Source organism: Pseudomonas furukawaii, from assembly GCF_002355475.1.
Taxonomy (GTDB): Bacteria; Pseudomonadota; Gammaproteobacteria; order Pseudomonadales; family Pseudomonadaceae; genus Metapseudomonas; species Metapseudomonas furukawaii.
In genome coordinates this window covers 917,930-939,832 of record NZ_AP014862.1, presented here as the reverse complement: position 1 = coordinate 939,832, position 21,903 = coordinate 917,930, and the positions used below count along the sequence as shown (strand labels likewise).

The 21,903-nt window shown below is 63.9% G+C and carries 22 protein-coding genes; 9 read left to right on the top strand and 13 right to left on the bottom strand.

What is annotated here, in order from left to right:
• Window positions 1-23 precede the first annotated feature (23 nt).
• The 7 genes from KF707C_RS04375 (at window position 24) to KF707C_RS04345 (ending at window position 8,401) form a co-directional block, all read left to right on the top strand.
• Window positions 24-557 carry a GspH/FimT family pseudopilin gene (locus KF707C_RS04375; protein WP_036991269.1) on the top strand — a complete coding sequence of 178 codons (534 nt, stop codon included), beginning with the start codon at window positions 24-26 and terminating at the stop codon, window positions 555-557.
• Window positions 558-637: 80 nt separating this feature from the next.
• Window positions 638-1,132 (top strand): GspH/FimT family pseudopilin, encoded by a 495-nt coding sequence (locus KF707C_RS04370; protein WP_036991271.1) that lies wholly within the window; start codon window positions 638-640, stop codon window positions 1,130-1,132.
• A complete protein-coding gene (gene pilV / locus KF707C_RS04365; RefSeq protein WP_004420128.1) occupies window positions 1,123-1,710 on the top strand; it encodes a type IV pilus modification protein PilV in 588 nt (195 codons plus the stop codon). The genes KF707C_RS04370 and pilV overlap by 10 nt, the downstream gene beginning before the upstream one ends.
• An 11-nt stretch (window positions 1,711-1,721) precedes the next feature.
• The gene (locus KF707C_RS04360; protein WP_004420129.1) at window positions 1,722-2,654 is read left to right on the top strand and encodes a PilW family protein; all 933 of its coding nucleotides are present in this window, start codon (window positions 1,722-1,724) and stop codon (window positions 2,652-2,654) included.
• Complete coding sequence (locus KF707C_RS04355; RefSeq protein WP_051050677.1) at window positions 2,651-3,133, top strand: PilX N-terminal domain-containing pilus assembly protein; 483 nt, start codon at window positions 2,651-2,653, stop codon at window positions 3,131-3,133. The genes KF707C_RS04360 and KF707C_RS04355 overlap by 4 nt, the downstream gene beginning before the upstream one ends.
• Window positions 3,134-3,155: 22 nt before the next feature.
• A complete protein-coding gene (locus KF707C_RS04350; protein ID WP_004420131.1) occupies window positions 3,156-7,961 on the top strand; it encodes a PilC/PilY family type IV pilus protein in 4,806 nt (1,601 codons plus the stop codon).
• A gap of 20 nt (window positions 7,962-7,981) precedes the next feature.
• Entirely contained in the window at window positions 7,982-8,401 is a 420-nt protein-coding gene (locus KF707C_RS04345) for a type IV pilin protein (RefSeq protein WP_192817691.1), read from the top strand.
• Window positions 8,402-8,457: 56 nt separating this feature from the next.
• Here KF707C_RS04345 and ispH read toward each other — a convergent pair whose 3' ends face one another.
• The 8 genes from ispH to murJ all read right to left on the bottom strand — a co-directional run bounded on the left by ispH (window position 8,458) and on the right by murJ (window position 16,424).
• Window positions 8,458-9,402, bottom strand: coding sequence for a 4-hydroxy-3-methylbut-2-enyl diphosphate reductase (gene ispH, locus KF707C_RS04340; RefSeq protein ID WP_004420133.1), 945 nt, complete (start codon window positions 9,400-9,402; stop codon window positions 8,458-8,460).
• A gap of 103 nt (window positions 9,403-9,505) precedes the next feature.
• Window positions 9,506-9,745: a type II toxin-antitoxin system BrnA family antitoxin gene (gene brnA, locus KF707C_RS04335; RefSeq protein ID WP_004420134.1), complete on the bottom strand. Its 240-nt coding sequence runs from the start codon at window positions 9,743-9,745 to the stop codon at window positions 9,506-9,508.
• Complete coding sequence (locus tag KF707C_RS04330; RefSeq protein ID WP_004420135.1) at window positions 9,726-9,998, bottom strand: BrnT family toxin; 273 nt, start codon at window positions 9,996-9,998, stop codon at window positions 9,726-9,728. Before KF707C_RS04330 ends, brnA begins: the two co-directional genes overlap by 20 nt.
• A 51-nt stretch (window positions 9,999-10,049) precedes the next feature.
• On the bottom strand, window positions 10,050-10,490 hold the full coding sequence (gene fkpB, locus KF707C_RS04325) for an FKBP-type peptidyl-prolyl cis-trans isomerase (protein WP_004420136.1): 441 nt from the start codon (window positions 10,488-10,490) through the stop codon (window positions 10,050-10,052).
• Window positions 10,483-10,986, bottom strand: coding sequence for a signal peptidase II (lspA, locus tag KF707C_RS04320; RefSeq protein WP_004420138.1), 504 nt, complete (start codon window positions 10,984-10,986; stop codon window positions 10,483-10,485). The genes fkpB and lspA overlap by 8 nt, the downstream gene beginning before the upstream one ends.
• Window positions 10,979-13,828 carry an isoleucine--tRNA ligase gene (ileS, locus tag KF707C_RS04315; RefSeq protein WP_004420139.1) on the bottom strand — a complete coding sequence of 950 codons (2,850 nt, stop codon included), beginning with the start codon at window positions 13,826-13,828 and terminating at the stop codon, window positions 10,979-10,981. Before ileS ends, lspA begins: the two co-directional genes overlap by 8 nt.
• Before the next feature lie 15 nt (window positions 13,829-13,843).
• The gene (ribF, locus tag KF707C_RS04310) at window positions 13,844-14,782 is read right to left on the bottom strand and encodes a bifunctional riboflavin kinase/FAD synthetase (RefSeq protein WP_004420140.1); all 939 of its coding nucleotides are present in this window, start codon (window positions 14,780-14,782) and stop codon (window positions 13,844-13,846) included.
• 106 nt (window positions 14,783-14,888) lie between these two features.
• The gene (gene murJ, locus KF707C_RS04305) at window positions 14,889-16,424 is read right to left on the bottom strand and encodes a murein biosynthesis integral membrane protein MurJ (RefSeq protein ID WP_004420141.1); all 1,536 of its coding nucleotides are present in this window, start codon (window positions 16,422-16,424) and stop codon (window positions 14,889-14,891) included.
• A 213-nt stretch (window positions 16,425-16,637) separates the two neighbouring features.
• Here murJ and rpsT point away from each other — a divergent pair, with 213 nt between their 5' ends.
• Complete coding sequence (gene rpsT, locus KF707C_RS04300) at window positions 16,638-16,913, top strand: 30S ribosomal protein S20 (protein ID WP_004420142.1); 276 nt, start codon at window positions 16,638-16,640, stop codon at window positions 16,911-16,913.
• A 101-nt stretch (window positions 16,914-17,014) separates the two neighbouring features.
• Here rpsT and KF707C_RS04295 read toward each other — a convergent pair whose 3' ends face one another.
• From KF707C_RS04295 to rplU, 5 genes are all read right to left on the bottom strand, one after another.
• On the bottom strand, window positions 17,015-17,479 hold the full coding sequence (locus KF707C_RS04295; protein WP_004420143.1) for a CreA family protein: 465 nt from the start codon (window positions 17,477-17,479) through the stop codon (window positions 17,015-17,017).
• A 10-nt stretch (window positions 17,480-17,489) separates the two neighbouring features.
• Window positions 17,490-18,608: a glutamate 5-kinase gene (proB, locus tag KF707C_RS04290; RefSeq protein ID WP_004420144.1), complete on the bottom strand. Its 1,119-nt coding sequence runs from the start codon at window positions 18,606-18,608 to the stop codon at window positions 17,490-17,492.
• A gap of 81 nt (window positions 18,609-18,689) precedes the next feature.
• Window positions 18,690-19,904, bottom strand: coding sequence for an Obg family GTPase CgtA (gene cgtA, locus KF707C_RS04285; protein WP_004420145.1), 1,215 nt, complete (start codon window positions 19,902-19,904; stop codon window positions 18,690-18,692).
• A 140-nt stretch (window positions 19,905-20,044) separates the two neighbouring features.
• Window positions 20,045-20,302, bottom strand: a complete 258-nt coding sequence (rpmA, locus tag KF707C_RS04280) for a 50S ribosomal protein L27 (RefSeq protein WP_004420146.1) — start codon at window positions 20,300-20,302, stop codon at window positions 20,045-20,047.
• Window positions 20,303-20,326: 24 nt separating this feature from the next.
• Window positions 20,327-20,638, bottom strand: coding sequence for a 50S ribosomal protein L21 (gene rplU, locus KF707C_RS04275; RefSeq protein ID WP_004420147.1), 312 nt, complete (start codon window positions 20,636-20,638; stop codon window positions 20,327-20,329).
• A 244-nt stretch (window positions 20,639-20,882) separates the two neighbouring features.
• Between rplU and KF707C_RS04270 the strand changes: the two genes are divergently transcribed.
• Complete coding sequence (locus tag KF707C_RS04270; protein ID WP_004420149.1) at window positions 20,883-21,851, top strand: polyprenyl synthetase family protein; 969 nt, start codon at window positions 20,883-20,885, stop codon at window positions 21,849-21,851.
• Window positions 21,852-21,903 lie beyond the last annotated feature (52 nt).

The following is a 21,903-nucleotide window of genomic DNA, read 5'->3' as shown; positions in this document are numbered from 1 at the left end:
CCACCCAGGCAAGGACGCCGACCATGACAAGACCACTCGGGTACTCGCTCGTCGAACTGCTCTTCGTTCTCCTGATCGCCGGCATCCTGCTCAGCCTGGCCACACCCGCCCTCGTCTCGACCGTGCAAGACAGTCGCGAGACGCAGGCCGTCAACCAACTGCTCGGGGCGCTGCATTATGCACGTGGCACGGCGGTGATGGAGCGGAAGGTGGTGGGGATATGCGGAGGTCGGTCAGCCTGCAATCGGAGCAATCATTGGCATGGACAGCTGATGGTCTACGAGGATAGCCCGGGAGGCGGCGGGCCAGCGTCGGACGACAGCCTCCTCCGAGTGACACCACTCCCCGGCGACCTCTACGTCCATTGGCGCGGATTCCGCCCGTCTCACTCGGTCATTTACAAGCCGGACGGAACGGTCGCGGGAACAAACGGCACCTTGACGCTATGCCGGGACGGCATCGCCGTCCGCGCACTCGTGATCAACGTATCAGGCAGAGTGAGAACTCGAACACCCTCCGATGACGATAGGTGCAACTTGTCAGCAACTCGTCGTTGATTCTGCTCGCTGGTCCACTCAAATGCGCTGATAATCCGTTCATCGGGTAGTGTTCTCCCAGGCAGAAACGGAACGCGGCAATGTATTCGCGAAAAGGATTCTCACTGATTGAACTTATGGTGGTCATTGCCATTGTGGCGATCATGGCCAGCATCGGTTACCCCAGCTTCTCGACCCTCATCATGAACAACCGGATAACTTCCCAGACAAATGCCTTGCTGGGGGTCCTCCAGCTTGCCCGCAGCGAAGCAGTGACGCAGCGCAAAGCGATGACGGTGTGTCCCAGCAGCAATCAGTCGACCTGCGCGGCCCCGAACAACAACCGCTGGGCGAACGGCCTGGTGATCCGCAATGCCGATGTCGGTGTCGTGCGGGTGCTGTCCCTGTCCGCCGACACCCCCGTGCTGGGCTCGGGCACCGCGTCGGTCGTCTTCGCGACCGATGGCACCAGCGCCGGAGGGACTCTGCGTGTCTGCGACAGCCGGGGCGATGCCGACTCCAGGACCATCCTGATCAACGCCGCCGGCCAGTCTCGCAGCAGGGCCTTTCAAGCGGGAGACCTTGCATGCCCATGACCTCACACCGCGCCAGCGGCTTCACCCTCATCGAAGTGCTGATCGCATTGTTGATCCTCGCCATCGGCCTGCTGGGCATGGTCAGCCTGATGATGACCAGCCTGCAATCCAACCAGAATGCCTATCAGCGAGGACAGGCCAGCCTGATCGCCTACGACATGGCGGATCGCCTACGCCTGAACCGCACCCTGGCGACGACCGCCAATGACTACGTATTCCTCCTTAACACCAGCGTTCCCTCGGACCCAGGCTGTCGCACTACGGGCTGCACGGCAGCCAATATTGCCGACCTCGACCTGCGGGAATGGCAGGAGAACTTCCGCGATGTGAACGGCACCGGTGTGGACGGCAACGACTATGTTGCGGCGCTACCCAACGGCGCCGGTACGGTCCAACGCAGCGGGCGCAGCTACCTGATCACGGTCAGCTGGGTTCCGAGTGTCAATAGCAAAGAGGTCGAGGAGGAGACCTTCGCCTGCAATGGTGTGATCGATGGCGACACCAACACGGTGGTGGCCGGAGAGCCCGACAGCGCGGCGAACGCCAGATGCTTCTTCCAGTTGAGGGTCGATCTATGAGGAATGCGGTCATGGAGTCCCGCCACCATAGCTCCGGATTCTCGCTCATAGAGTTGATGGTGACGATTCTCCTGAGCAGCCTTCTGCTGCTGGGAGTCCTGCAGCTGTTCAACGACGCGAGTTCATCGGACAGGGCCAACAGTGCACTTTCCCGACTCCAGGAAAGCGGCCGTATCGCGCTGGACGTCATCAAGCGCGACATCCGCAGAACCGGCTATCAGGGCTGCGCCAGCAGCAGCATAGCCAGCCGTACCGGGTCCAGCCTGATCTTCCCCCGCGACGCGTTCGGTACACGCAATGAAACGGCGGTCAATGGCGGCGTCATCGAAGGCGTGGGAACGGGCAGCGACACTCTGACGATTCGCTATGCCTCCCCAACGCCCATCACCGTATCGGCGATAGGCGGCACCTCGCTGACGCTGGCCAGCCCGATGAGCTTCAGCACGGATCAGACTTTCCTGCTGACCGACTGCCTGAACGTGGTGATCTTCAAGCCCAACGCTGCCGGCGAGAACGCCACGACGCTCACCACCGCGAACTCCAATTTCAGCGGTGTCATGCTCGGGGCACGGCTCTATCGCGTCGTGCAATCCACCTACGCGATCTGCGCCTCCGGCCGTGGTCTCTGCCGCAACAACCACGATGGCGCGGGCGCCCAGGAACTGATCGCGGATGCCGAGAACTTCCAGGTGCTCTACGGCATTCGCAATGGGGGCCAGACGCGCTGGATCACAGCGACCGATCTCAGCAGCACGCTGCGTGAGCAAGTCAGCCAGGTGAAACTCAGCCTGGTGATTTCCAGCCCGGACAATGCTTCGAGTGGCGCCAGCAGCCAGCAGTTCGCCATCGCCAACCTCGGCGACAATTCAACCCTGGCCGCCGTGAACGACCAGCGTATCCGCCGAGCCTTCACAACGGCCATCGAATTGAGGAACCGCCAATGAGTGTCATGCCCCGATATGCCCAGCGAGGCGCGGTGCTGCTGGTCAGCCTGGTGCTGCTGCTTATCCTGACGACTCTTGCGGTAACGGCGGCCTCCACCTCGGCGCTGCAGGAGCGCATGTCGTCCAACGCACAGCAGTCCAACACCGCCTTCCAGGCGGCGGAGAATGGCTTGGCGAACACAATCGCCCAGATCACCCCATCCAGTGCCCCGCCTTCGGATCAGACCTACCTGTACTGTAAGAATGTGAGCGGAGAGGCATGTGCGGCAGGAGCTGGGGACATGGCAGCCAGAGCCAGAGTCGCCGTAGCTGCCAGGGTGGAGGACGGCTACTCCATCCGCGAAGGTAGCGGCACGCCGATGGTGATGACCTATGACATCTCCAGCAGCGCCAGCCTGGACACGTCCAACGCCACTATCACTGGCAGCAACACCAATGCCCTGCATCGCCAAGGCTACATGACCGTTGAAATTCGCTGATGCAGCACCGAGGGCATCAACCATGAACAAGAAGCTCGATACCTCCCGCCGCTTCGCCGTCAGCCTGATGGCCGGACTCCTGCTGTTCAGCGGTGCCAACAGCTACGCGGACGATACCGAAATCTTCTTCGGCGGCCCGGCGATCGACAGCGGCATTCGCCCCAACGTGCTGTTCGTGCTGGATAACTCCGGCTCCATGAACTGGCGTCTGAACAGCAACAACACGGCGACCGGCACCCAGAAATCGCGGATGGACGTGCTGAAGGAATCCTTCGCCGACATCATGAACAACACCCGCGACATCAACGTCGGCGTGATGGTCCTTAACGGCCGCAGCGAATACGGCGACTCGCGCTTCGTCTACCCCGTGACCTATATCGACCAGTCCCTGCCGGGTAACGCGGACCTGGTGGCCACCACGCCGGGCATTCGCGCCAGCACTGACGATGCGACCCAGGGCAACGCCAGCAACAACAACCGGGCAGTGGTGACCGATCCGACGCTGGTGATGGGTACCATCAGCTCTCTGCAGGACATCGAGGGAAGCGCCGGCACCTCGGTGCTTACGACCACGGGAGCCTTCTATCGCGTGAACGTTAGCGGTACCGAGTATGCCTGCCGCCTCAACCCGCCTAGCCGCAACAATCCAATCCGCTGCACCAATACGCTGAAGAACGACCTGAACCTCAGGCGCAGTGCGCCCGAGGAGCCCCTGTTCAACTTCCAAGGTCTGAACGTACCGGGCACGGCCACGATCAGCGAGGCCTACATCGAGGTCACGCCCACCAACACCCCCGGCAACAGCGGACGGCGCAACCCCGTCTTCAGTGTCCAGGTCGAGCGCAGCAAGGCACCCGCCGCCCTTAACGACAACAACACCCTGGGTACCCGCAGCTACCTCAACAGCGATACCACCCAGGCGTTCGGCTGGATCAGCGGCAACCGCGTGCGCATGGACATCACCGGACTGATCCAGACCCTGCGCACGGCCACTCCCGCGACCAACCCGACCAACTCGCCGATCACCGGGGTGTTCGTCCGCCTGACGCCTACCACGAACAACAACAACAACCAGGACTACACTTTCTGCGTCGAGGGCTGCGCCGCCGGCAACGCGCCTACGCTGGTCATTCGCTACACCAGCCAGGGCTATGCCCCCGAGCAACGCATGGGGGCCTTGCGCTTCCAGGACGTCGGCATTCCCCAAGGGGCCACCATCACCGAAGCCCGCATCAGCTTCGTGCCCGCAGCCACCACCGAAGCCCCCTTCCCGACCTTCCAGGTCAAGGCCGAGCGCACCGGCAACGCCAGCAGCTTCACCACCGGCGAAGACCTCACCAGCCGCAGCACCACCACCGCCACCACCTCCTGGAGCCCCACGAACTGGCCGCTCCAGGCCACGCCCGCCCCCATCCAGGGGCCCGATGTCACGGCACAGGTCCAGGAAGTCGTCGGCCTTTCAGGCTGGTGCGGCAACAACGCCATGGCGTTCTACCTGACACCAACGTCCACTGTCGGTGCGATTTCCGCCAGTAGCTTCGACGGCGCCGGAGGCCTCCAGCCCACCTTGACTGTCAGCTACACAGGCGGCACCGGCGGCTGCTTCAATTCAATTGTCGAAGCCCGTATCACCGAGGAAAAGAATGACGGGCACCAGAACAACTCCGGCACCGTCACCCTGGCCGGCCAGACGCTGCCGATGACCACCCGGGAGATCGGTGCGCGCTTCGATAACCTGCCGATCAACCCCGGCGCGGAGATCATGGAAGCCAAGGTCCTGATCACCCCAGCCGCGACGGTGAACAACCCGAGCCTGACCAGCCAGATCAGTTTCCAGAACAGCAACACACCCTCGGCCTTCACTACGGGCAACAACAACTTCAGCAACCGCAGCAGTCGTACCAGCGAGGTGCAGTGCCAGATCAACAGCACTACCGGCTGGGTTACCGGGCAACCCGTGGTCTGTGACATCGGCGGCCTCGCCTCGTCACTCACCTCGCTGTTCAGCGTTTCCAACAGCTGGACCCGAGGCAATGCACTGAACATGTTCATCCGCCATACCTCCACCAGTTCACTCACGGCGGTGGCCTACGAGACCAACCCCAGCCAGTCCATCAAGCTACGGCTGAAGATCCGTAATGGCGGCCTGTCCAACACAGTGCGCAGCCATGTCAACGCCCTGGTGCAGAACATGTATGCCGAGGACGGTACACCCATCGTACCGACGCTCTACGACTCTGCGCGCTACATGCGCGGCTCGATCTCCGGCCGGGATAGCCCGATCAACAGCACCTGCCAGGCTAACCATATCGTTCTGCTGACCGACGGCCAGGCGAACAACAACACTACCTCGGCAGTCAACGGCATCACCTCGATCATCGGCGAAAGTTGCACCTCCGCCGACAGTGGTGAGCTTTGTGCCCGGGATCTGGCCAAGTTCCTCGCCGAGAATGACCAGTCCTCCAGCATCGAAGGCACCAATACCATCACCACTCACACCGTCGGTTTCGCCCTGGATGCCAGCGGCGCGACGGCCAGCGCCGGGATCAAGCGCTTCCTCGCCGAAGTGGCGACCAACGGCGGCGGCGGCAGCTACACGGCGGAATCCGCGTCGGAGCTGAGCAGTGCCTTCAACCGAATCATCCAGGAGGTATTGGCGACCGACACCACCTTCGTGAGTCCCGGTGCGACGGTGAACCAGTTCAACCGCCAGACCAACCGCAACGAGATCTACTTCGCTCTGTTCAAACCCTCGGAAACCGACCGCTGGATCGGCAACCTCAAGCGCTACAAGCTGACCAACACCACCGGCAGTGAGGTGCTGGACGCGGACGACGTCCCTGCAATCGACCAGGCCACCGGTTTCTTCAAGGCCAGCGCGCGCAGCTTCTGGACAGCCAGCGCCGATGGCAGCAACACCGCACTGGGCGGGGTGGCGGCGAACCTTCCGGCGAACGCCAGTCGCAAGCTCTTCACCTACTTCGGCAACAGCCCAACGTCAGGTGCGGTCACACTGGATGTGCCTGCCCACCGCATCGATACGGCCAATACCACCAACCTGACCGAATCGGTGCTGGGCGCGACGGACACCACAGAACGCAGCCAGCTCATCAACTGGATCCGCGGCACCAACACAGATGGTACCGTCAGAAACAGCGTGGGTGACCCGCTCCACTCGGTGCCGCGTCTGCTGACCTACCAGTGCAACACCTTCAGCAACACCGCGCTGACGGCCTGCTCCAGCGAGGACCAGACCGCCTTCGTTGGAACCAACGAAGGCCTGGTTCACGCCTTCAACACCGCAACGGGCGAAGAGCAGTTCGCCTTCATGCCGGCGGAACTGCTGCCCAATATCAAGCCGCTGATGGTCAACGCCAAATCCACCTCGGTTAAGCCGCGGGTCTATGGCATGGACAACAGCGTAGTGCTCTGGGCCAACGACCTGAACGGCAATGGCGTCATCTATGGTGGGCGCGACCCGAGTTCGACGGACACGCCTCGCTTGCTGACCGGACTGAACACGGGCGAGTTCGTCTATGCCTACGCCACCATGGGTCGCGGCGGACGCAGCCTCTATGCCCTCGACGTGACCGACCGGGCGTCGCCGAAGATGCTCTGGTTCATCAAGGGCGGAGAAACCCCGGGCTTCGAACGCCTTGGACAAACCTGGTCCACCCCGGTGCTGACCACCGTGGACATCGGCGGCACAGCCACAAAAGTACTGATCTTCGGCGGCGGCTACGACACCAATCAGGACAATGTCAGGGCTCGGACCGCCGATGGCATGGGCAATGCCATCTACATCGTCAACGCTACCACCGGTGCGTTGATCTGGTCCGCCAGCGGGGCGGCCACCGGCCACACCTTGCGCCTGAACAAGATGCAGTACAGCATCCCGGCCCCCATCCGCGTGATCGACATAGACCGCAATGGCAAGGCGGACCAGTTCTTCGTGGGCGACATGGGGGGACAGGTCTGGCGCTTCTTCATCAACAACGGCAGCGCCGCCAGCAGCCTCGTCAGCCCCGTGAACGGCAACGGCTCCGGCGCACCGGACGCCGACGACGGCGTCTTCGCCGACGTCATCGGCGCGGACACCGGGACGGAGACCGCCACCCAGCTCGAACAAAAGCTCCGCCGCTTCTACAACGAGCCGGATGTGGCGCTGCTGAACATCAATGGAACTCGCACGCTGGCGATCAACATCGGCTCCGGCTATCGGGGCCACCCACTGAATGCGGTGACCCAGGACCGCTTCTATTCCTTCCGTACCCCGCTGGTCTACAACCCGACCACGGATGCCGCCAACAACCACACGACGCTCGTCGAGTCGAACCTGTATGACGCCACCGACAACCTGATCCAGGAAGGCAGCGCGACGCAGCAGACGGCCGCGGCCACCGCCTTCGCACGCACCTCCGGCGGCTGGTACATCCGCCTGGAAGGACGAGGCGAGAAGGTGCTCTCCGAGTCCGCCACCTTCGCCGGTCTCTTGGTGTTCACTACCTACGAACCCACCGCCAGCCTCAACTCTTGCCGCGCGGCGCAGGGGATTTCCCGCGCCTATACGGTCAACCTGTTCGACGCGACTCCTGCGGCGGAGAACGTGAGCGGTACCCCCGACAAGGCTGATCGGGCCACGCTACTCAAAACTGCCGGCATCCCGCCAAAACCCGTGTTCCTGCTTCCTGACAACGGCAGTGGCAATGATGGCGATGGCAGCGGTGGCGGAAAGGATAATGGCCCATGGGTGCTTTGCATTGGCACCGTATGCAAGACCATCAAGGGCCCCTACCAGGAATCCACCTACTGGATCGATGACAATTGAGGACGGCCATGCGAAGAGGAATGCACGGATTCACCCTGATAGAGCTGATGATCGCCGTGGTCGTCGTCGCGATTCTCGCAAGCATCGCCTATCCGTCATATCAGGGTTATCTGCGCCGAAATGCGTGCGAGGCCGCAAAGGCCTCGCTGACCGGACTGGCGAACGCCATGGAGCGCTTTCGGGCCCAACAAGGCACCTATGTAGGCGCGGCTACCGATGGTGTTCCGAATATCTATGCCACCCAGAGCCCGGAACAGGGCACCGCACAGTTCAACCTTGTGGTTGGCAACGCCACGGCAACCACCTTTTCGATCTCCGCTACGCCTGTCCAAGGCGGACTCTGGGGAGGCGCAGCCAACACCCTGACCTTGACCTCCACCGGTGTGCGCTCGGGTGGAGCCTCGCTGGTTAACGCCTGGGATCGCTGCCCATCCAACTGATCAGCTGAAACGAAAACGGGGCCCAAGGGCCCCGTTCTTCATTCCACTGGCAGGAATCAGATCGCCTTCACCCGCAGTTCCTTCGGCATGGAGAAGGTGATGTTCTCCGGCCGGCCATCCAGTTCCACGGCCACCTCCGCGCCCCACGCCCGAAGCTGGTCGATCACACCCTGCACCAGCACCTCGGGGGCGGAGGCGCCGGCGGTGATGCCGACCCGACCGGCCTGGTCGAACCACTCGCGCTTGAGGTCCTCGGCGCCGTCGATCAGGTAGGCAGGAGTGTCCAGGCGCTCGGCCAGTTCCCGCAGGCGGTTGGAGTTGGAGCTGTTGGGACTGCCCACCACCAGGACCACGTCGCTCTCGCTCGCCAGTTGCTTGACCGCGTCCTGGCGGTTCTGGGTGGCGTAGCAGATATCGTCCTTGCGCGGTCCGCCGATGCTGGGAAAGCGCGCGCGCAGGGCGTCGATCACCCGGCTGGTGTCGTCCATGGACAAGGTAGTCTGGGTGACGAAGGACAGGGCGTCCGGGTTGCGCACCACGAGGCGGGCCACATCGGCCTCGTCCTCCACCAGGTAGATGGCACCGCCGTTGGCGGGGTCGTACTGGCCCATGGTGCCTTCCACCTCGGGGTGGCCGGCGTGGCCGATCAGGACGCACTCGCGGCCGTCGCGGCTGTAGCGGGCAACTTCCATGTGGACCTTGGTCACCAGGGGGCAGGTGGCGTCGAACACCTTGAGGCCCCGGCGGGCGGCTTCCTGGCGAACGGCCTGGGAGACTCCGTGGGCGCTGAAGATGACGATGACGTTGTCCGGCACCTGGTCCAGTTCCTCGACGAATACCGCGCCACGGGCGCGCAGGTCTTCCACCACGAACTTGTTGTGCACCACTTCGTGACGCACGTAGATCGGCGGGCCGAAGACTTCCAGGGCGCGGTTGACGATCTCGATGGCGCGATCGACGCCGGCACAGAAGCCGCGGGGGTTGGCGAGTTTGATTTGCATACGGGGTATCTCGACGCGCGGTGTGTCAGGTTTCATCCAAGGACCGGCCTGCTTTCGAGGAACGGGCAGTCGCGCTCGGAGCCCGTCCCGTCGACTTCACGACTCAGGACTGCCGGTGTGTGACTTGCTCCAGGCGTTCCGCCAGCCAGATCTTGATGATCGACTGACGCGTGACGCCCAGGCGGCTGGCCTCCCGATCCAGCGACTCGATCATCCAGACGGGAAAATCCACATTCACCCGCTTCTGCTCATGCCCGGAACGCTTCGCCTGCGCCAGGTCGAGATGTTCGAGAACATCGCCTTCCTCTTCATCGAACAGGCGGTCAAATTCCACTGCTTTCATAAAGACTGACCTCCTCTACCCGTGAACGGCGGACGGAAATAATGCGAATTCGTCCGTGGCGGTAAGTGATCACCGCCGACCAGCACCTATCCAGCAGGCGGGCGATCACCAGGTATCGCGGCTCATCCAGCGTCCTGGCCGGAATTTCCAACAGGTCCGGATCGTTCCACAGCTGCTGCGCAGTCATGAAGTCGATGCCGTGCTTGACCCGGTTGGCAAGGCTCTTGGCCTCGTCGTACTCAAATCGCAGCATAGTATAAAAAATATCCCTTTTTTACACTGCGACGATACCCGGCCTCCAGATTCAGGCCACCGCCTTGACCGAGATGATCTCCACCTCGAAAGCCAGCGGCTTGCCGGCCAGCGGGTGGTTGAAGTCCACGGTCACGTGGGTATCGTCCACCTGCTTGATCACCCCCGGCAACTCGGCGTTGGCCGCATCGTTGAAGATGATCAGCAGGCCTTCGGAGAGCTCCATGTCCTGGAAGCTGCCCCGGGGCATGACCTGGATGTTCTGCGGGTTGTGCTGGCCGAAGCCATGCTCGGGCTCGATGGCGAAGACGCGCTTGTCGCCGGCCTTGAGGCCATAGAGAACGCCCTCGAAGCCGGGCAGCAGGTTGCCGTCGCCCACCCTGAAGGTGGCGGCCTTCTTGTCGAAGGTGCTGTCCACCACGTCGCCGTTATCCAGCTTGATGGCGAAATGCAGGGTGACTTCCATATCCGGCCCTATGCGATGTTCAGTCATGGGCGGGTTCTCCGGATTTCTTGGTCTTGAACATGTCCAGCGCCAGCATCACGGCGCCGACGGTGATGGCGCTGTCGGCCAGGTTGAACGCCGGGAAGTACCAGCGGTTCTGCCAGTGCACCAGGATGAAGTCGACCACATGGCCGAGCACCACGCGGTCGTAGAGATTGCCGAGCGCCCCGCCGAGCACCAGGGCCAGCGCGACGGCCAGCCAGGTCTCTTCGGGTTTCAGGCGCTTGAGCCAGACCACCAGCACGCCGCTGACCACCAGGGCGATCAGGGCGAACAGCCAGCGCTGCCAGCCGGAGCTGTCGGCGAGGAAACTGAAGGCGGCGCCGGTGTTGTAGGCCAGCGTCCAGCTGAAGTAGTCGGGAATGACCACGATCTGCTGGTACAGGTTGAGCTCGGACTCGAAGAACCACTTGGTGGCCTGGTCGAGCACGAACACCAGGGCGGTGAGCCAGAGCCAGCCAAGCCGGCCGTATGCCTTAGGCATAGTGACGGACCTCGCCGGCGCCTTCGATGTTTTCCACGCAACGGCCACAGAGTTCCGGGTGCTTCACGAACTGGCCGACATCGGCGCGGTGGTGCCAGCAACGGCCACACTTGGCGTGGGTGGACTTGGCGATCTTCAGCTTGAGGCCGGCCACTTCGGTGTCCACGGCATCCGCCGGAGCGCTGGCCAGCGGCTGGACGGCAGCGGCGGAGGTGATCAGCACGAAGCGCAGTTCGTCGCCCAGCTTGGCCAGGCTGGCGGCCAGGGCGTCGTCCGCGAACAGGGTCACTTCGGCCTGCAGGTTGCCGCCGATGGCCTTGGCGCTGCGCAGATTCTCCAGTTCCTTGTTCACGGACGCTTTCACGGCCATGACCCGCTCCCAGAACTCGCGGCCCAGCTCGACGCCTTCCGGCAGTTCGGTCAGCCCCTGGTACCAGGTATTGAGCATCACGGACTCGTTACGCTCGCCCGGCAGGTATTGCCAGATCTCGTCGGCGGTGAACGCCAGGATCGGCGCCACCCAGCGCACCAGCGCCTCGGCGATGTGGAACAGCGCGGTCTGGCAGGAGCGGCGCGCGACGCTGTCGGCGGCGGTGGTGTACTGGCGGTCCTTGATGATGTCGAGATAGAAGCCGCCCAGTTCCTGTACGCAGAAGTTGTGCACCCGGGAGTAGACGTTCCAGAAGCGGTACTCGCCGTAGGCCTCTTCCAGCTCGCGCTGCAGCAGCAGGGCGCGGTCGACGGCCCAGCGGTCCAGGGCCAGCATGTCCTCGGCGGGGAGCAGGTCCTTCACCGGGTCGAAGCCGTTGAGGTTGGCCAGCAGGAAGCGCGCCGTGTTGCGGATGCGGCGATAGGCATCGGCGCTGCGCTGGAGGATCTGCTGGGATACGGCCATCTCGCCGGAGTAGTCGGTGGCCGAGACCCACAGGCGCAGGATGTCGGCGCCCAGGCTGTCGGTGACCTGCTGCGGGGCGATCACGTTGCCGAGGGACTTGGACATCTTGCGGCCGGACTCGTCCACGGTGAAACCGTGGGTCAGCAGTTGGCGGTACGGCGCGTGGCCGTCGATGGCGCAGCCGGTCAGCAGGGAGGAGTGGAACCAGCCACGGTGCTGGTCGGAGCCTTCCAGGTAGAGGTCGGCGACCGGACCGCTGGCGTGGCCCAGCTCGGCGTGGGAGCCGCGCAGGACGTGCCAGTGGGTGGTGCCGGAGTCGAACCAGACGTCCAGGGTGTCGCTGATCTTGTCGTACTGCGCGGCCTCGTCGCCCAGCAGCTCCGCGGCGTCCAGCTTGAACCAGGCCTCGATGCCCGCCTGCTCGACGCGCTTGGCCACTTCCTCCATCAGCTCGACGGTGCGCGGGTGCAGCTCGCCGCTGGCCTTGTGCAGGAAGAAGGGAATCGGCACGCCCCAGTTGCGCTGGCGGGAGATGCACCAGTCCGGACGGCCGGCGATCATGCCGTGCAGGCGCGCCTGGCCCCAGGTGGGCACGAACTCGGTCTGGTCGATGGCGGCCAGGGCTCGCTCGCGCAGGGTGGCGCCCTGCTCCGGCTGCTTGCCGGACACGGCCCGGTCCATGCCGACGAACCACTGCGCGGTTGCGCGATAGATCAGCGGGGTCTTGTGGCGCCAGCAATGCATGTAGCTGTGGCTGATGGACTCGTGCTTGAGCAGCGCGCCCACTTCTTCGAGCTTGGCGACGATGGCCGGGTTGGCCTTCCAGATGAACTGGCCGCCGAAGAACGGCAGGTCCTGGACGTAGACGCCATTGCTCTGCACCGGGCTGAGGATGTCGTCGTTGTCCATGCCGTAGGCCTTGCAGGTACGGAAGTCGTCCTCGCCGTAGGCCGGAGCCGAGTGAACGATGCCGGTGCCCGCGCCCAGCTCGACGTACTCGGCCAGGTAGATCGGCGACAGGCGCTCGTACAGCGGATGGCGGAAGCGGATCAGGTCCAGGGCCTCGCCCTTGGCGGTGGCGATGACTTCGCCTTGCAGGCCGTAGCGCTGCAGGCAGGACTCCACCAGTTCCTCGGCCAGCAGCAGGATGCGCGCGCCGGTGTCCACCAGGGCGTAGGTGAATTCGGGATGGACGTTGAGCGCCTGGTTGGCGGGCACGGTCCAGGGGGTGGTGGTCCAGATGACGATGGCGGCGGGCTTGGCCAGGCTGGAAAGACCGAAGGCGGCCGCCAGCTTGTCGGCGTCTTCCACGGGGAAGGCGACGTCGATGGCATCGGACTTCTTGTCGGCGTATTCCACTTCGGCTTCGGCCAGGGCCGAGCCGCAGTCGAAGCACCAGTTCACAGGCTTCAGGCCCTTGAACACGAAGCCCTGCTTGACCATCTCGGCCAGGGCGCGGATTTCACCGGCCTCGTTGGCGAACGCCATGGTCTTGTAGGGGTTGTCCCACTCGCCCAGCACGCCCAGGCGGATGAAGTCGGCCTTCTGCCCCTCGATCTGCTCGGTTGCGTAGGCGCGGCAGAGTTCGCGGGTCTTGTCGGCCGGCAGGTTCTTGCCGTGGGTGGTTTCGACCTTGTGCTCGATGGGCAGGCCGTGGCAGTCCCAGCCCGGCACATAGGGCGCGTCATAGCCCGCCAGGGTCTTGGAACGGACGATGATGTCCTTGAGGATCTTGTTGACCGCATGACCGATATGAATGCTGCCGTTGGCGTAGGGCGGGCCATCGTGCAGGATGAACTTCGGGCGCCCTTCTCCGATCTGCCGCAGCTTCTGGTACAGGCCCAGGCCGTTCCAGCGCTGCAGCAGTTCCGGTTCGCGCTGAGGCAGACCGGCTTTCATCGGGAATGCCGTTTCCGGCAGGTTGAGCGTCGCTTTGTAATCGGTCATTTCAGTCCAGGCTCTTCAATTTGATTGAGTACCCTGCCAATAGGCACGGGCGGCAGCGACATCCGCATCGATCGCCGACTTCAACGCCTCAAGAGAGGCAAAACGCTGCTCGTTACGCAGCTTCTGGTGGAAGTTCACGCTGATCCGCCGGTCGTAAAGGTCGCCGGCGTAGTCCAGCAGGTGGACTTCCAGGTGGGCACGCCCGTCACCCTTGACGCTGGGGCGCACGCCGATGTTGGCCACGCCGGGCCGGGGCTGGCCGTCCAGCTCGACGCTGACCAGATAGACGCCGTTCAGGGGCACCCGGCGACGCTTGAGCTGCACATTGGCAGTGGGCGTGCCCAGCTGGCGACCGAGCTTCTGCCCGTGCAGGACGCGGCCCGTGATGGTGAAGGGACGCCCCAGCAGGCGCTCGGCCAGCGGGAAGTCACCGTCGGCCAGGGCCTGCCGAACGCGGGTGCTGCTGACGCGCACGCCATCCAGTTCGACAGTGGCGGCCGCCTCGACGGAGAAACCCTCGGCCTCGCCCGCCTGCAGCAGGAAGGAGAAGTCGCCGGCGCGGTCGCAGCCGAAGCGGAAGTCGTCGCCGATCTCGAGGTGCCGGGCGCCCAGCCCTTCCACCAGCACGGCATGCACGAACTCGGCGGCGGACAGCTCGCGCAGGCGACGGTTGAACGCCAGGCAGAGCACCCGGTCGACGCCTTCGCGGGCCAGGAGCTCCAGCTTGTCACGCAGGCGCGTCAGGCGAACGGGCGCGGTGTCCGGCCCGAAGTACTCCCGTGGCTGCGGCTCGAAAATCACCACGCAGGTAGGTAAACCCAGCTCAGCCGCACGCTCGCGCAACCGCTTGAGAATGGCCTGGTGGCCGCGGTGCACGCCGTCGAAATTGCCGATGGTGGCGACGCAGCCCCGATGTTGGGGCCGCAGGTTGTGTAGGCCTCGAACCAGCTGCATAGCACAAGTCTTGTTCACAAAGTGGTCGATTATACGCACAGCCGACGCCGGACAACAGGCGCAGAAAGCCTCTCGGCACGACAAGCGGCGAGCATCCGGGGGCGGCTCAGACGGCACGGCGGGCAAAGTCCCTCGGGCGGAATCCCAGCAGTACCAACATGCCGAAATAGGCCAGGACGCCAGCCCCCACCAGCACCGCCAGGCGCAGCAGGCGCTCGGCCATGGAGCCGAGCTCCCAGGCGGGCAACAGGTGCATCACGCCCAGCAGCACGGCGCACATAACGGCCACGGCCAGCACCAGCTTGGCCAGGAAGCGCCCCCAGCCCGGCTGAGGCTGGAACAGCTGCTGCTTGCGCAACTGCCAGTAGAGCAAGCCGGCGTTCAGGCAAGCCGCCAGACTGATGGCCAGGGCCAGGCCCGCGTGGCGCAGGTGGAAGACGAACGCGAGGTTCATCAGCTGCGTCGCCACCAGGGTGAGCACGGCGATCCGCACCGGCGTGCGGATGTTCTGCCGGGCGTAGAAGCCGGGCGCCAGTACTTTCACCAGGATGATCCCCAGGAGGCCGACGGCGTAGGCCATCAGCGCCTGCTGGGTCATGACCGCGTCGTGGGCACTGAACTTGCCGTACTGGAACAGCGAGACGGTCAGGGGTTCGGCCAGCAGGGCGAGCGCCAGGGTGCAGGGCAGCACCAGCAGGAAGCAGAGGCGCAGCCCCCAGTCCATCAGCTGGGAATAGGCCTGCCGGTCATCGCTGGCGTAGGTCTTGGCCAGGGACGGCAAGAGGATGGTGCCCAGGGCAACGCCCAGCACACCGGAGGGCAGCTCCATCAGGCGATCGGCGTAATACATCCAGGACACCGACCCCGCCGCCAGGAAGGACGCGAAGATGGTGTTGATGATCAGGGAAATCTGGCCGACGGAGACGCCGAAAATCGCCGGGGCCATCTGCTTCAGCACCCGCCAGACGCCCGTATCCCGAAGGTTGAGTCGAGGCAGCACCAGCATGCCGATACGCTTCAGGGCAGGCAGTTGATAGAGCAACTGGGCCAGGCCACCCACCAGCACGGCCCAGCCGAGCGCCATCACGGGCGGGTCGAAATAGGGGGTCAGGAACAGTGCGAAGACGATCATGCTGACATTCAGCAGGGTCGGCACGAAGGCCGGAACGGCGTACCGGTTCCAAGTGTTGAGGATGGCGCCCGCCAGCGACGACAGCGAGATCAGCAGAATGTAGGGAAAGGTCACCCGCAGCAGGTCGGTGGTCAGGGCGAACTTGTCCGGGTCCTCCACGAAGCCCGGCGCGGTCACCCAGATTATCCAGGGTGCAACCAGAATGCCGAGGACCGTCACCAGGGCCAGCACCAGGGTGAGCAGTCCGGACACGTAGGCGATGAAGGTGCGCGTGGCCTCCTCGCCCTGCTGGGTCTTGTACTCGGCGAGGATGGGGACGAAGGCCTGGGAAAAGGCACCCTCGGCGAAGATCCGTCGCAACAGGTTGGGCAGCTTGAAGGCAACGAAGAATGCGTCGGTGGCCAGGCCGGCGCCGAAGTAGCGCGCGACAATGGTGTCACGCACGAATCCCAGCACGCGGGACAGCATGGTGATGGAGCTGACGGCCGCCAGCGACTTGAGCAGGTTCATTGAGAAGTCCGGACTGGGTGGAACGTCGCGCCGGTGCGCTGCCGGGCCACGAGGAAGGCTGCGAGTGTAGAGCCCGACCGGGATAAAAGCATCCCGCCCCGGACAGTGCACGTTCGTCGCCATAAGTACTTGATCGCCCTTGACAAGGGCAAGTCTGGCCGGCATGATTCGCGGCCTCATTTGTTAGCAACCCCAGTTTCGAGGAGCTTGACGGTGGCCAATACACCTTCTGCCAAAAAACGCGCCAAACAGGCTGAGAAGCGTCGTAGCCATAACGCCAGCCTGCGCTCCATGGTCCGTACCTACATCAAGAACGTAGTGAAGGCTATCGACGCCAAGGACCTGCCGAAGGCTCAAGCAGCCTACACCGCCGCTGTACCGGTGATCGACCGCATGGCCGACAAAGGCATCATCCACAAGAACAAGGCCGCTCGTCACAAGAGCCGCCTGAACGCCCATATCAAGGCGCTCGGCCAGGCTGCTGCCTGAGCCAGTTCTTGCTGAAAAACCGGCCTTCTGGCCGGTTTTTTATTGCCTGGAATTTTCCCGGCAAAACAAAAAGCCCGGAAATCCGGGCTTTTTCGTTCCGCTCAAGGCTGGCCGGGCCAGGGCAGGATCGGGATTGCCGTCACTGCGTTCTGCGGACTGCCTTCGATCACGCGATCACTGTAGACCAGGTACACCAGCGTATTGCGCTTGCGATCGAAGAACCGCACCACCTGCATGGTCTTGAACACCAGCGAGGTGCGCTCCTTGAAGACTTCCTCGCCATCCTTCAGCTCACCCTTGAAGCGGATCGCCCCCACCTGACGGCAGGCGATGGACGCCTCGGCGCGATCCTCGGCCAGCCCCAGGCCACCCTTGACGCCGCCGGTCTTGGCCCGCGACAGGTAGCAGGTCACACCCTCGACCATGGGATCATCGAAGGCCTCGACCAGGATCCTGTCGTTCGGCCCCACCCACTTGAACACCGTGGAGACCGAGCCGATCTCCTCGGCGCCCGCCAGCAGCGGCAGCGCCAGCAGCGCCACCAACAATCCCTTCATCCGGCGCATCGCTTACCCCTCAAACCAGGACCAGGTTATCCCGGTGAACCAACTCAGGCTCATCCACATAGCCCAGCAGCGCCTCGATCCGATCGGACGGCTGGCCAATGATCTTCTGCGCCTCGAGCGCACTGTAGTTAGCCAGGCCGCGAGCCACCTCAGCCCCGTCCAGGCCCACACAGACCACCATCTCACCGCGCCGGAAGCTGCCCTGGACGGCCTTGACCCCGACCGGCAGCAAGCTCTTTCGATCCTGACGCAACGCCTTCACCGCGCCCGCATCCAGCACCAGGGTGCCGCGCGTCTGCAGGTGACCAGCCAGCCACTGCTTGCGCGCTGCCAGCAGGCCGCGCTCTGGCGCGAGCAGGGTGCCGAGGCGCTCGCCGGCCTTCAGGCGATCCAGCACGCGCTCGAGGCGCCCACCGACGATTACCGTATGGGCACCAGAACGCGCCGCCAGCCGCGCCGCTCGCAACTTGGTCTGCATTCCGCCACGCCCGAGGGCGCCACCGGTGCCACCGGCAACGGCATCCAGGGCCGGATCGTCGGCACGGGCCTCGAAGATCAGTTGGGCATCGGGATTGTGGCGAGGGTCAGCATCGAACATGCCGTCACGATCCGTGAGGATCACCAGCAGGTCGGCCTCCACCAGGTTGGCCACCAGAGCGGCCAGGGTGTCGTTGTCGCCGAATCGGATCTCGTCGGTGACCACGGTGTCGTTCTCGTTGATCACCGGGATCGCACCCAGCTCCACCAGGGTGCGCAGGGTGCTGCGAGCGTTCAGGTAACGCTTGCGGTCCGACAGGTCGTCGTGGGTCAGCAGGATCTGGGCGGTGTGCCGACCATACTCGGCGAAGCTGGACTCCCAAGCCTGCACCAGCCCCATCTGACCCACCGCAGCGGCGGCCTGCAGCTCATGCACGGCACTGGGACGCGAACTCCAGCCCAGGCGACTCATGCCGGCCGCCACCGCACCGGAAGACACCAGCACCAGCTCCACCCCGGCATCGCGAAGGGCCACCATCTGCTCGACCCAGACACCCATGGCCGAGCGATCCAACCCCCGACCATCGGCGGTCAGCAATGCACTACCGATCTTCACCACCCAGCGCTGGGCGCCAGTCACCTTGTCCCGCATATCGTCCAACCTTAGCTAGAAAGCTGCACGACAAGGCGCGCAGCCATGCGAACACCCCATCGCACCGGACGGCGCAGGGAATCAGGGTACGTAGAAGATTTCCGGCCCGTCGCCGTCATCCTCGTCGTCGAAATCGTCGTCATCCTCGGCACCGGCATTCTTCAGGCCGGCGCGACGCAGCGCGCGCTGGTCGTCCATGGCCTGCAGGCGAGCCCGCGCCTCATCCTCGATGCGCTGGTCCAGCTCGGCGAGCTGCTCGGCGAACGCCGGGTCCTCCTCCATGCGCAAGCTGCGCTCATCGAGGTAGCGCATGATTTCCTGGGACAAGGCCTCGGTCCCCTCACGCTCCAGCGCGGAGATCACGAATACCGGACCGGACCAACCCAGACGCTCGAGCACCGCCTTGACACGCGCATCACGATCCTCGTCGAGTAACTGGTCGGCCTTGTTCAGCACCAGCCAGCGATCACGCTCGGTGAGCGCCGGACTGAAGCGCGCCAGCTCCTCGATGATGGTCGCCGCCGCTTCCGCCGGATCGCTCTCGTCCAGCGGCGCCATGTCGACGATATGCAGCAACAGGCGAGTGCGCGCCAGGTGCTTGAGGAATCGAATACCCAGGCCGGCACCATCGGCGGCGCCTTCGATCAACCCCGGGATGTCGGCCACCACGAACGACTTGAATCGTCCGACACTCACCACGCCAAGGTTCGGCACCAGCGTGGTGAAGGGGTAGTCCGCCACTTTCGGCTTGGCCGCGGAAACGGCACGAATGAAGGTACTCTTGCCCGCATTGGGCAATCCCAGCAGACCGACGTCAGCCAGCACCTTCAATTCCAGTTTGAGGTCACGGGACTCACCGGGCTTGCCTTTGGTGGTCTGACGCGGCGCACGGTTGGTGCTGGACTTGAAGCGCGTATTGCCCAGGCCGTGCCAGCCACCCTGAGCCACCAGCAGGCGCTGCCCAGGCTTGACCAGGTCACCGATGATTTCCTGGGTGGCGGCATCGATCACCGTGGTGCCCACCGGCACCGGCAGGATCAGGTCCTCACCCTTGCGCCCGGTGCAGTCCTTGCTGCCCCCGTTCTCGCCACGCTGGGCGTCGAATCGGCGGGTGTAACGGTAGTCCACCAGGGTGTTCAGGTTCGGATCGGCCTCCATGTACACGGAGCCGCCATCGCCCCCGTCACCACCGTTGGGGCCGCCCTTTTCAATGAATTTTTCGCGACGGAAACTCATCAGGCCATTGCCGCCGTCGCCCGCTTTTACAAAGATCGATACTTCATCGACGAATTTCATCAGGACGCCTCCCGCCACGGGGACGGGTTGAGTGAAACAAAGCTCATAGGATACAGGGAACCCTGCCCATTGCAGAGTTTCCGTGAAGCACAAACAAAAAAGCCCCGTCGCAAGACGGGGCTTTTACAGCGAGGTCGCTATCAGGCAGCGACGATGCTTACGTACTTGCGATTGAAAGCACCTTTGACCTCGAACTTGATCACGCCGTCCACTTTCGCGAACAGGGTGTGATCCTTGCCCAGGCCAACGCCGACACCGGCGTGGAACTTGGTACCGCGCTGACGCACGATGATGTTGCCAGCCTTGACAACCTGGCCGCCGTACAGTTTCACGCCAAGGCGTTTACTTTCGGAATCGCGGCCGTTGCGGGTAGAACCGCCAGCTTTTTTGTGTGCCATGAGTCAAATCCTCCAAAAAGGAAATTAGGCCTGGATGCCGGTGATCTTGATTTCAGTGAACCACTGGCGGTGGCCCTGGCGCTTCATGTGGTGCTTACGACGACGGAACTTGATGATGCGCACTTTGTCGTGACGGCCCTGGGAGACCACTTCAGCGACTACTTTGGCGCCATCAACAACCGGAGCACCGATTTTCACGTCGTCGCCATTGCCGATCAGCAGGACGCGGTCGAAAGTCACGGATTCGCCGGTGGCGACTTCGAGCTTCTCGACTTTCAGGAATTCACCTTCAGCGACTTTGTATTGCTTGCCGCCGGTAACGATAACTGCGTACATGGATTTTCTCCGTTAAACCTGCTCACCCGACGCTTTATAGAAAGAGAAATGGGTCGGCATGGCTGCATGGTGCCGGAACTGACACCCATGCAATTGCGTAAGGCAGGAAAATGCCCAAGGAAGTTCAGGGGCCGCGATTGTACGCAAGCCCGGATTGCCGCGCAAGCACCGCCAGTGCTCGCCTTGACAGCCCCGGACCCGCCCCCTAGCATGCCGCGCATCCCAACTGGAGCACCTCAGGCCGATGCAACCCCAGGCTTTCTACCGCGTGGTGGCGGATGACTTTACCGCAGTCGACGACATCATCCGTCGCCAACTGACCTCCCGCGTTCCCCTGGTGGAAAAGATTGGCGACTACATCGTCTCCGCAGGGGGCAAGCGCCTGCGCCCCCTGCTGGTGCTGCTCAGCGGCAACGCCCTGGGTTTCGGTGGCGATCCACTGCGCCTGCTGGCCGCCACCATCGAGTTCCTGCACACCTCCACCCTGCTCCACGATGACGTGGTGGACGCCTCCGGCCTGCGTCGCGGTCGCTCCACCGCCAACGCCCTGTGGGGCAATGCGCCCAGCGTGCTGGTGGGTGATTTCCTCTACGCCCGCTCCTTCGAAATGATGGTCGAGCTCGGTTCCATGCCGGTCATGCGGATCATCTCCCAGGCCACCCGGGTCATCGCCGAGGGCGAGGTGTTGCAGCTGTCGAAGATCCGCGACGCCAGCACCACCGAAGAAACCTATATGGAAGTCATCCGCGGCAAGACCGCGATGCTCTTCGAGGCCTCCACCCACAGCGCCGCCGTACTGGCCAATGCCAGCGCCGAACAGGCGGAGGCCCTGCGCCAGTTCGGCGATGCACTGGGCATCGCCTTCCAACTGGTGGACGACCTTCTGGACTACCGTGGCGACGCCACCACCCTGGGCAAGAACGTCGGTGACGACCTTGCCGAAGGCAAGCCCACCCTGCCGCTGATCGCCGCCATGCGCGACGGCACCCCGGAGCAGGCGGCGCTGGTGCGCAAGGCCATCCAGCAGGGTGGCAGCCAGGACCTGGAAGGCATCCGCGCCGCCGTAGAGGCCGCCGGGGCCCTGGATTACACGGCACGGCTCGCCCGCGACTACGCCACCCGGGCCATCGCCTGCCTGGAGCAACTGCCCCCTGGCCCGTACCGTGATGCGCTGAGGGAACTCACCGAGTTCGCCGTGGCCCGCACGCACTGATCGGCCAGCGTTCGAGGAGCCCGTCCCTGCGACGGGCTTTTTTGTGTCACGA

Coding starts and splice junctions, on each gene's coding strand:
- proB (WP_004420144.1), bottom strand. CDS start 18,608: ATGCGGGACAAGGTGACTGGCGCCCAGCGCTGGGTGGTGAAGATCGGT.
- KF707C_RS04375 (WP_036991269.1), top strand. CDS start 24: ATGACAAGACCACTCGGGTACTCGCTCGTCGAACTGCTCTTCGTTCTC.
- fkpB (WP_004420136.1), bottom strand. CDS start 10,490: ATGACTGAACATCGCATAGGGCCGGATATGGAAGTCACCCTGCATTTC.
- KF707C_RS04270 (WP_004420149.1), top strand. CDS start 20,883: ATGCAACCCCAGGCTTTCTACCGCGTGGTGGCGGATGACTTTACCGCA.
- brnA (WP_004420134.1), bottom strand. CDS start 9,745: ATGAAAGCAGTGGAATTTGACCGCCTGTTCGATGAAGAGGAAGGCGAT.
- ribF (WP_004420140.1), bottom strand. CDS start 14,782: ATGCAGCTGGTTCGAGGCCTACACAACCTGCGGCCCCAACATCGGGGC.
- KF707C_RS04350 (WP_004420131.1), top strand. CDS start 3,156: ATGAACAAGAAGCTCGATACCTCCCGCCGCTTCGCCGTCAGCCTGATG.
- pilV (WP_004420128.1), top strand. CDS start 1,123: ATGCCCATGACCTCACACCGCGCCAGCGGCTTCACCCTCATCGAAGTG.
- KF707C_RS04355 (WP_051050677.1), top strand. CDS start 2,651: ATGAGTGTCATGCCCCGATATGCCCAGCGAGGCGCGGTGCTGCTGGTC.
- KF707C_RS04330 (WP_004420135.1), bottom strand. CDS start 9,998: ATGCTGCGATTTGAGTACGACGAGGCCAAGAGCCTTGCCAACCGGGTC.
- rpmA (WP_004420146.1), bottom strand. CDS start 20,302: ATGGCACACAAAAAAGCTGGCGGTTCTACCCGCAACGGCCGCGATTCC.
- ispH (WP_004420133.1), bottom strand. CDS start 9,402: ATGCAAATCAAACTCGCCAACCCCCGCGGCTTCTGTGCCGGCGTCGAT.
- murJ (WP_004420141.1), bottom strand. CDS start 16,424: ATGAACCTGCTCAAGTCGCTGGCGGCCGTCAGCTCCATCACCATGCTG.
- KF707C_RS04295 (WP_004420143.1), bottom strand. CDS start 17,479: ATGCGCCGGATGAAGGGATTGTTGGTGGCGCTGCTGGCGCTGCCGCTG.
- KF707C_RS04345 (WP_192817691.1), top strand. CDS start 7,982: ATGCACGGATTCACCCTGATAGAGCTGATGATCGCCGTGGTCGTCGTC.
- cgtA (WP_004420145.1), bottom strand. CDS start 19,904: ATGAAATTCGTCGATGAAGTATCGATCTTTGTAAAAGCGGGCGACGGC.
- KF707C_RS04360 (WP_004420129.1), top strand. CDS start 1,722: ATGGAGTCCCGCCACCATAGCTCCGGATTCTCGCTCATAGAGTTGATG.
- rplU (WP_004420147.1), bottom strand. CDS start 20,638: ATGTACGCAGTTATCGTTACCGGCGGCAAGCAATACAAAGTCGCTGAA.
- lspA (WP_004420138.1), bottom strand. CDS start 10,986: ATGCCTAAGGCATACGGCCGGCTTGGCTGGCTCTGGCTCACCGCCCTG.
- ileS (WP_004420139.1), bottom strand. CDS start 13,828: ATGACCGATTACAAAGCGACGCTCAACCTGCCGGAAACGGCATTCCCG.
- KF707C_RS04370 (WP_036991271.1), top strand. CDS start 638: ATGTATTCGCGAAAAGGATTCTCACTGATTGAACTTATGGTGGTCATT.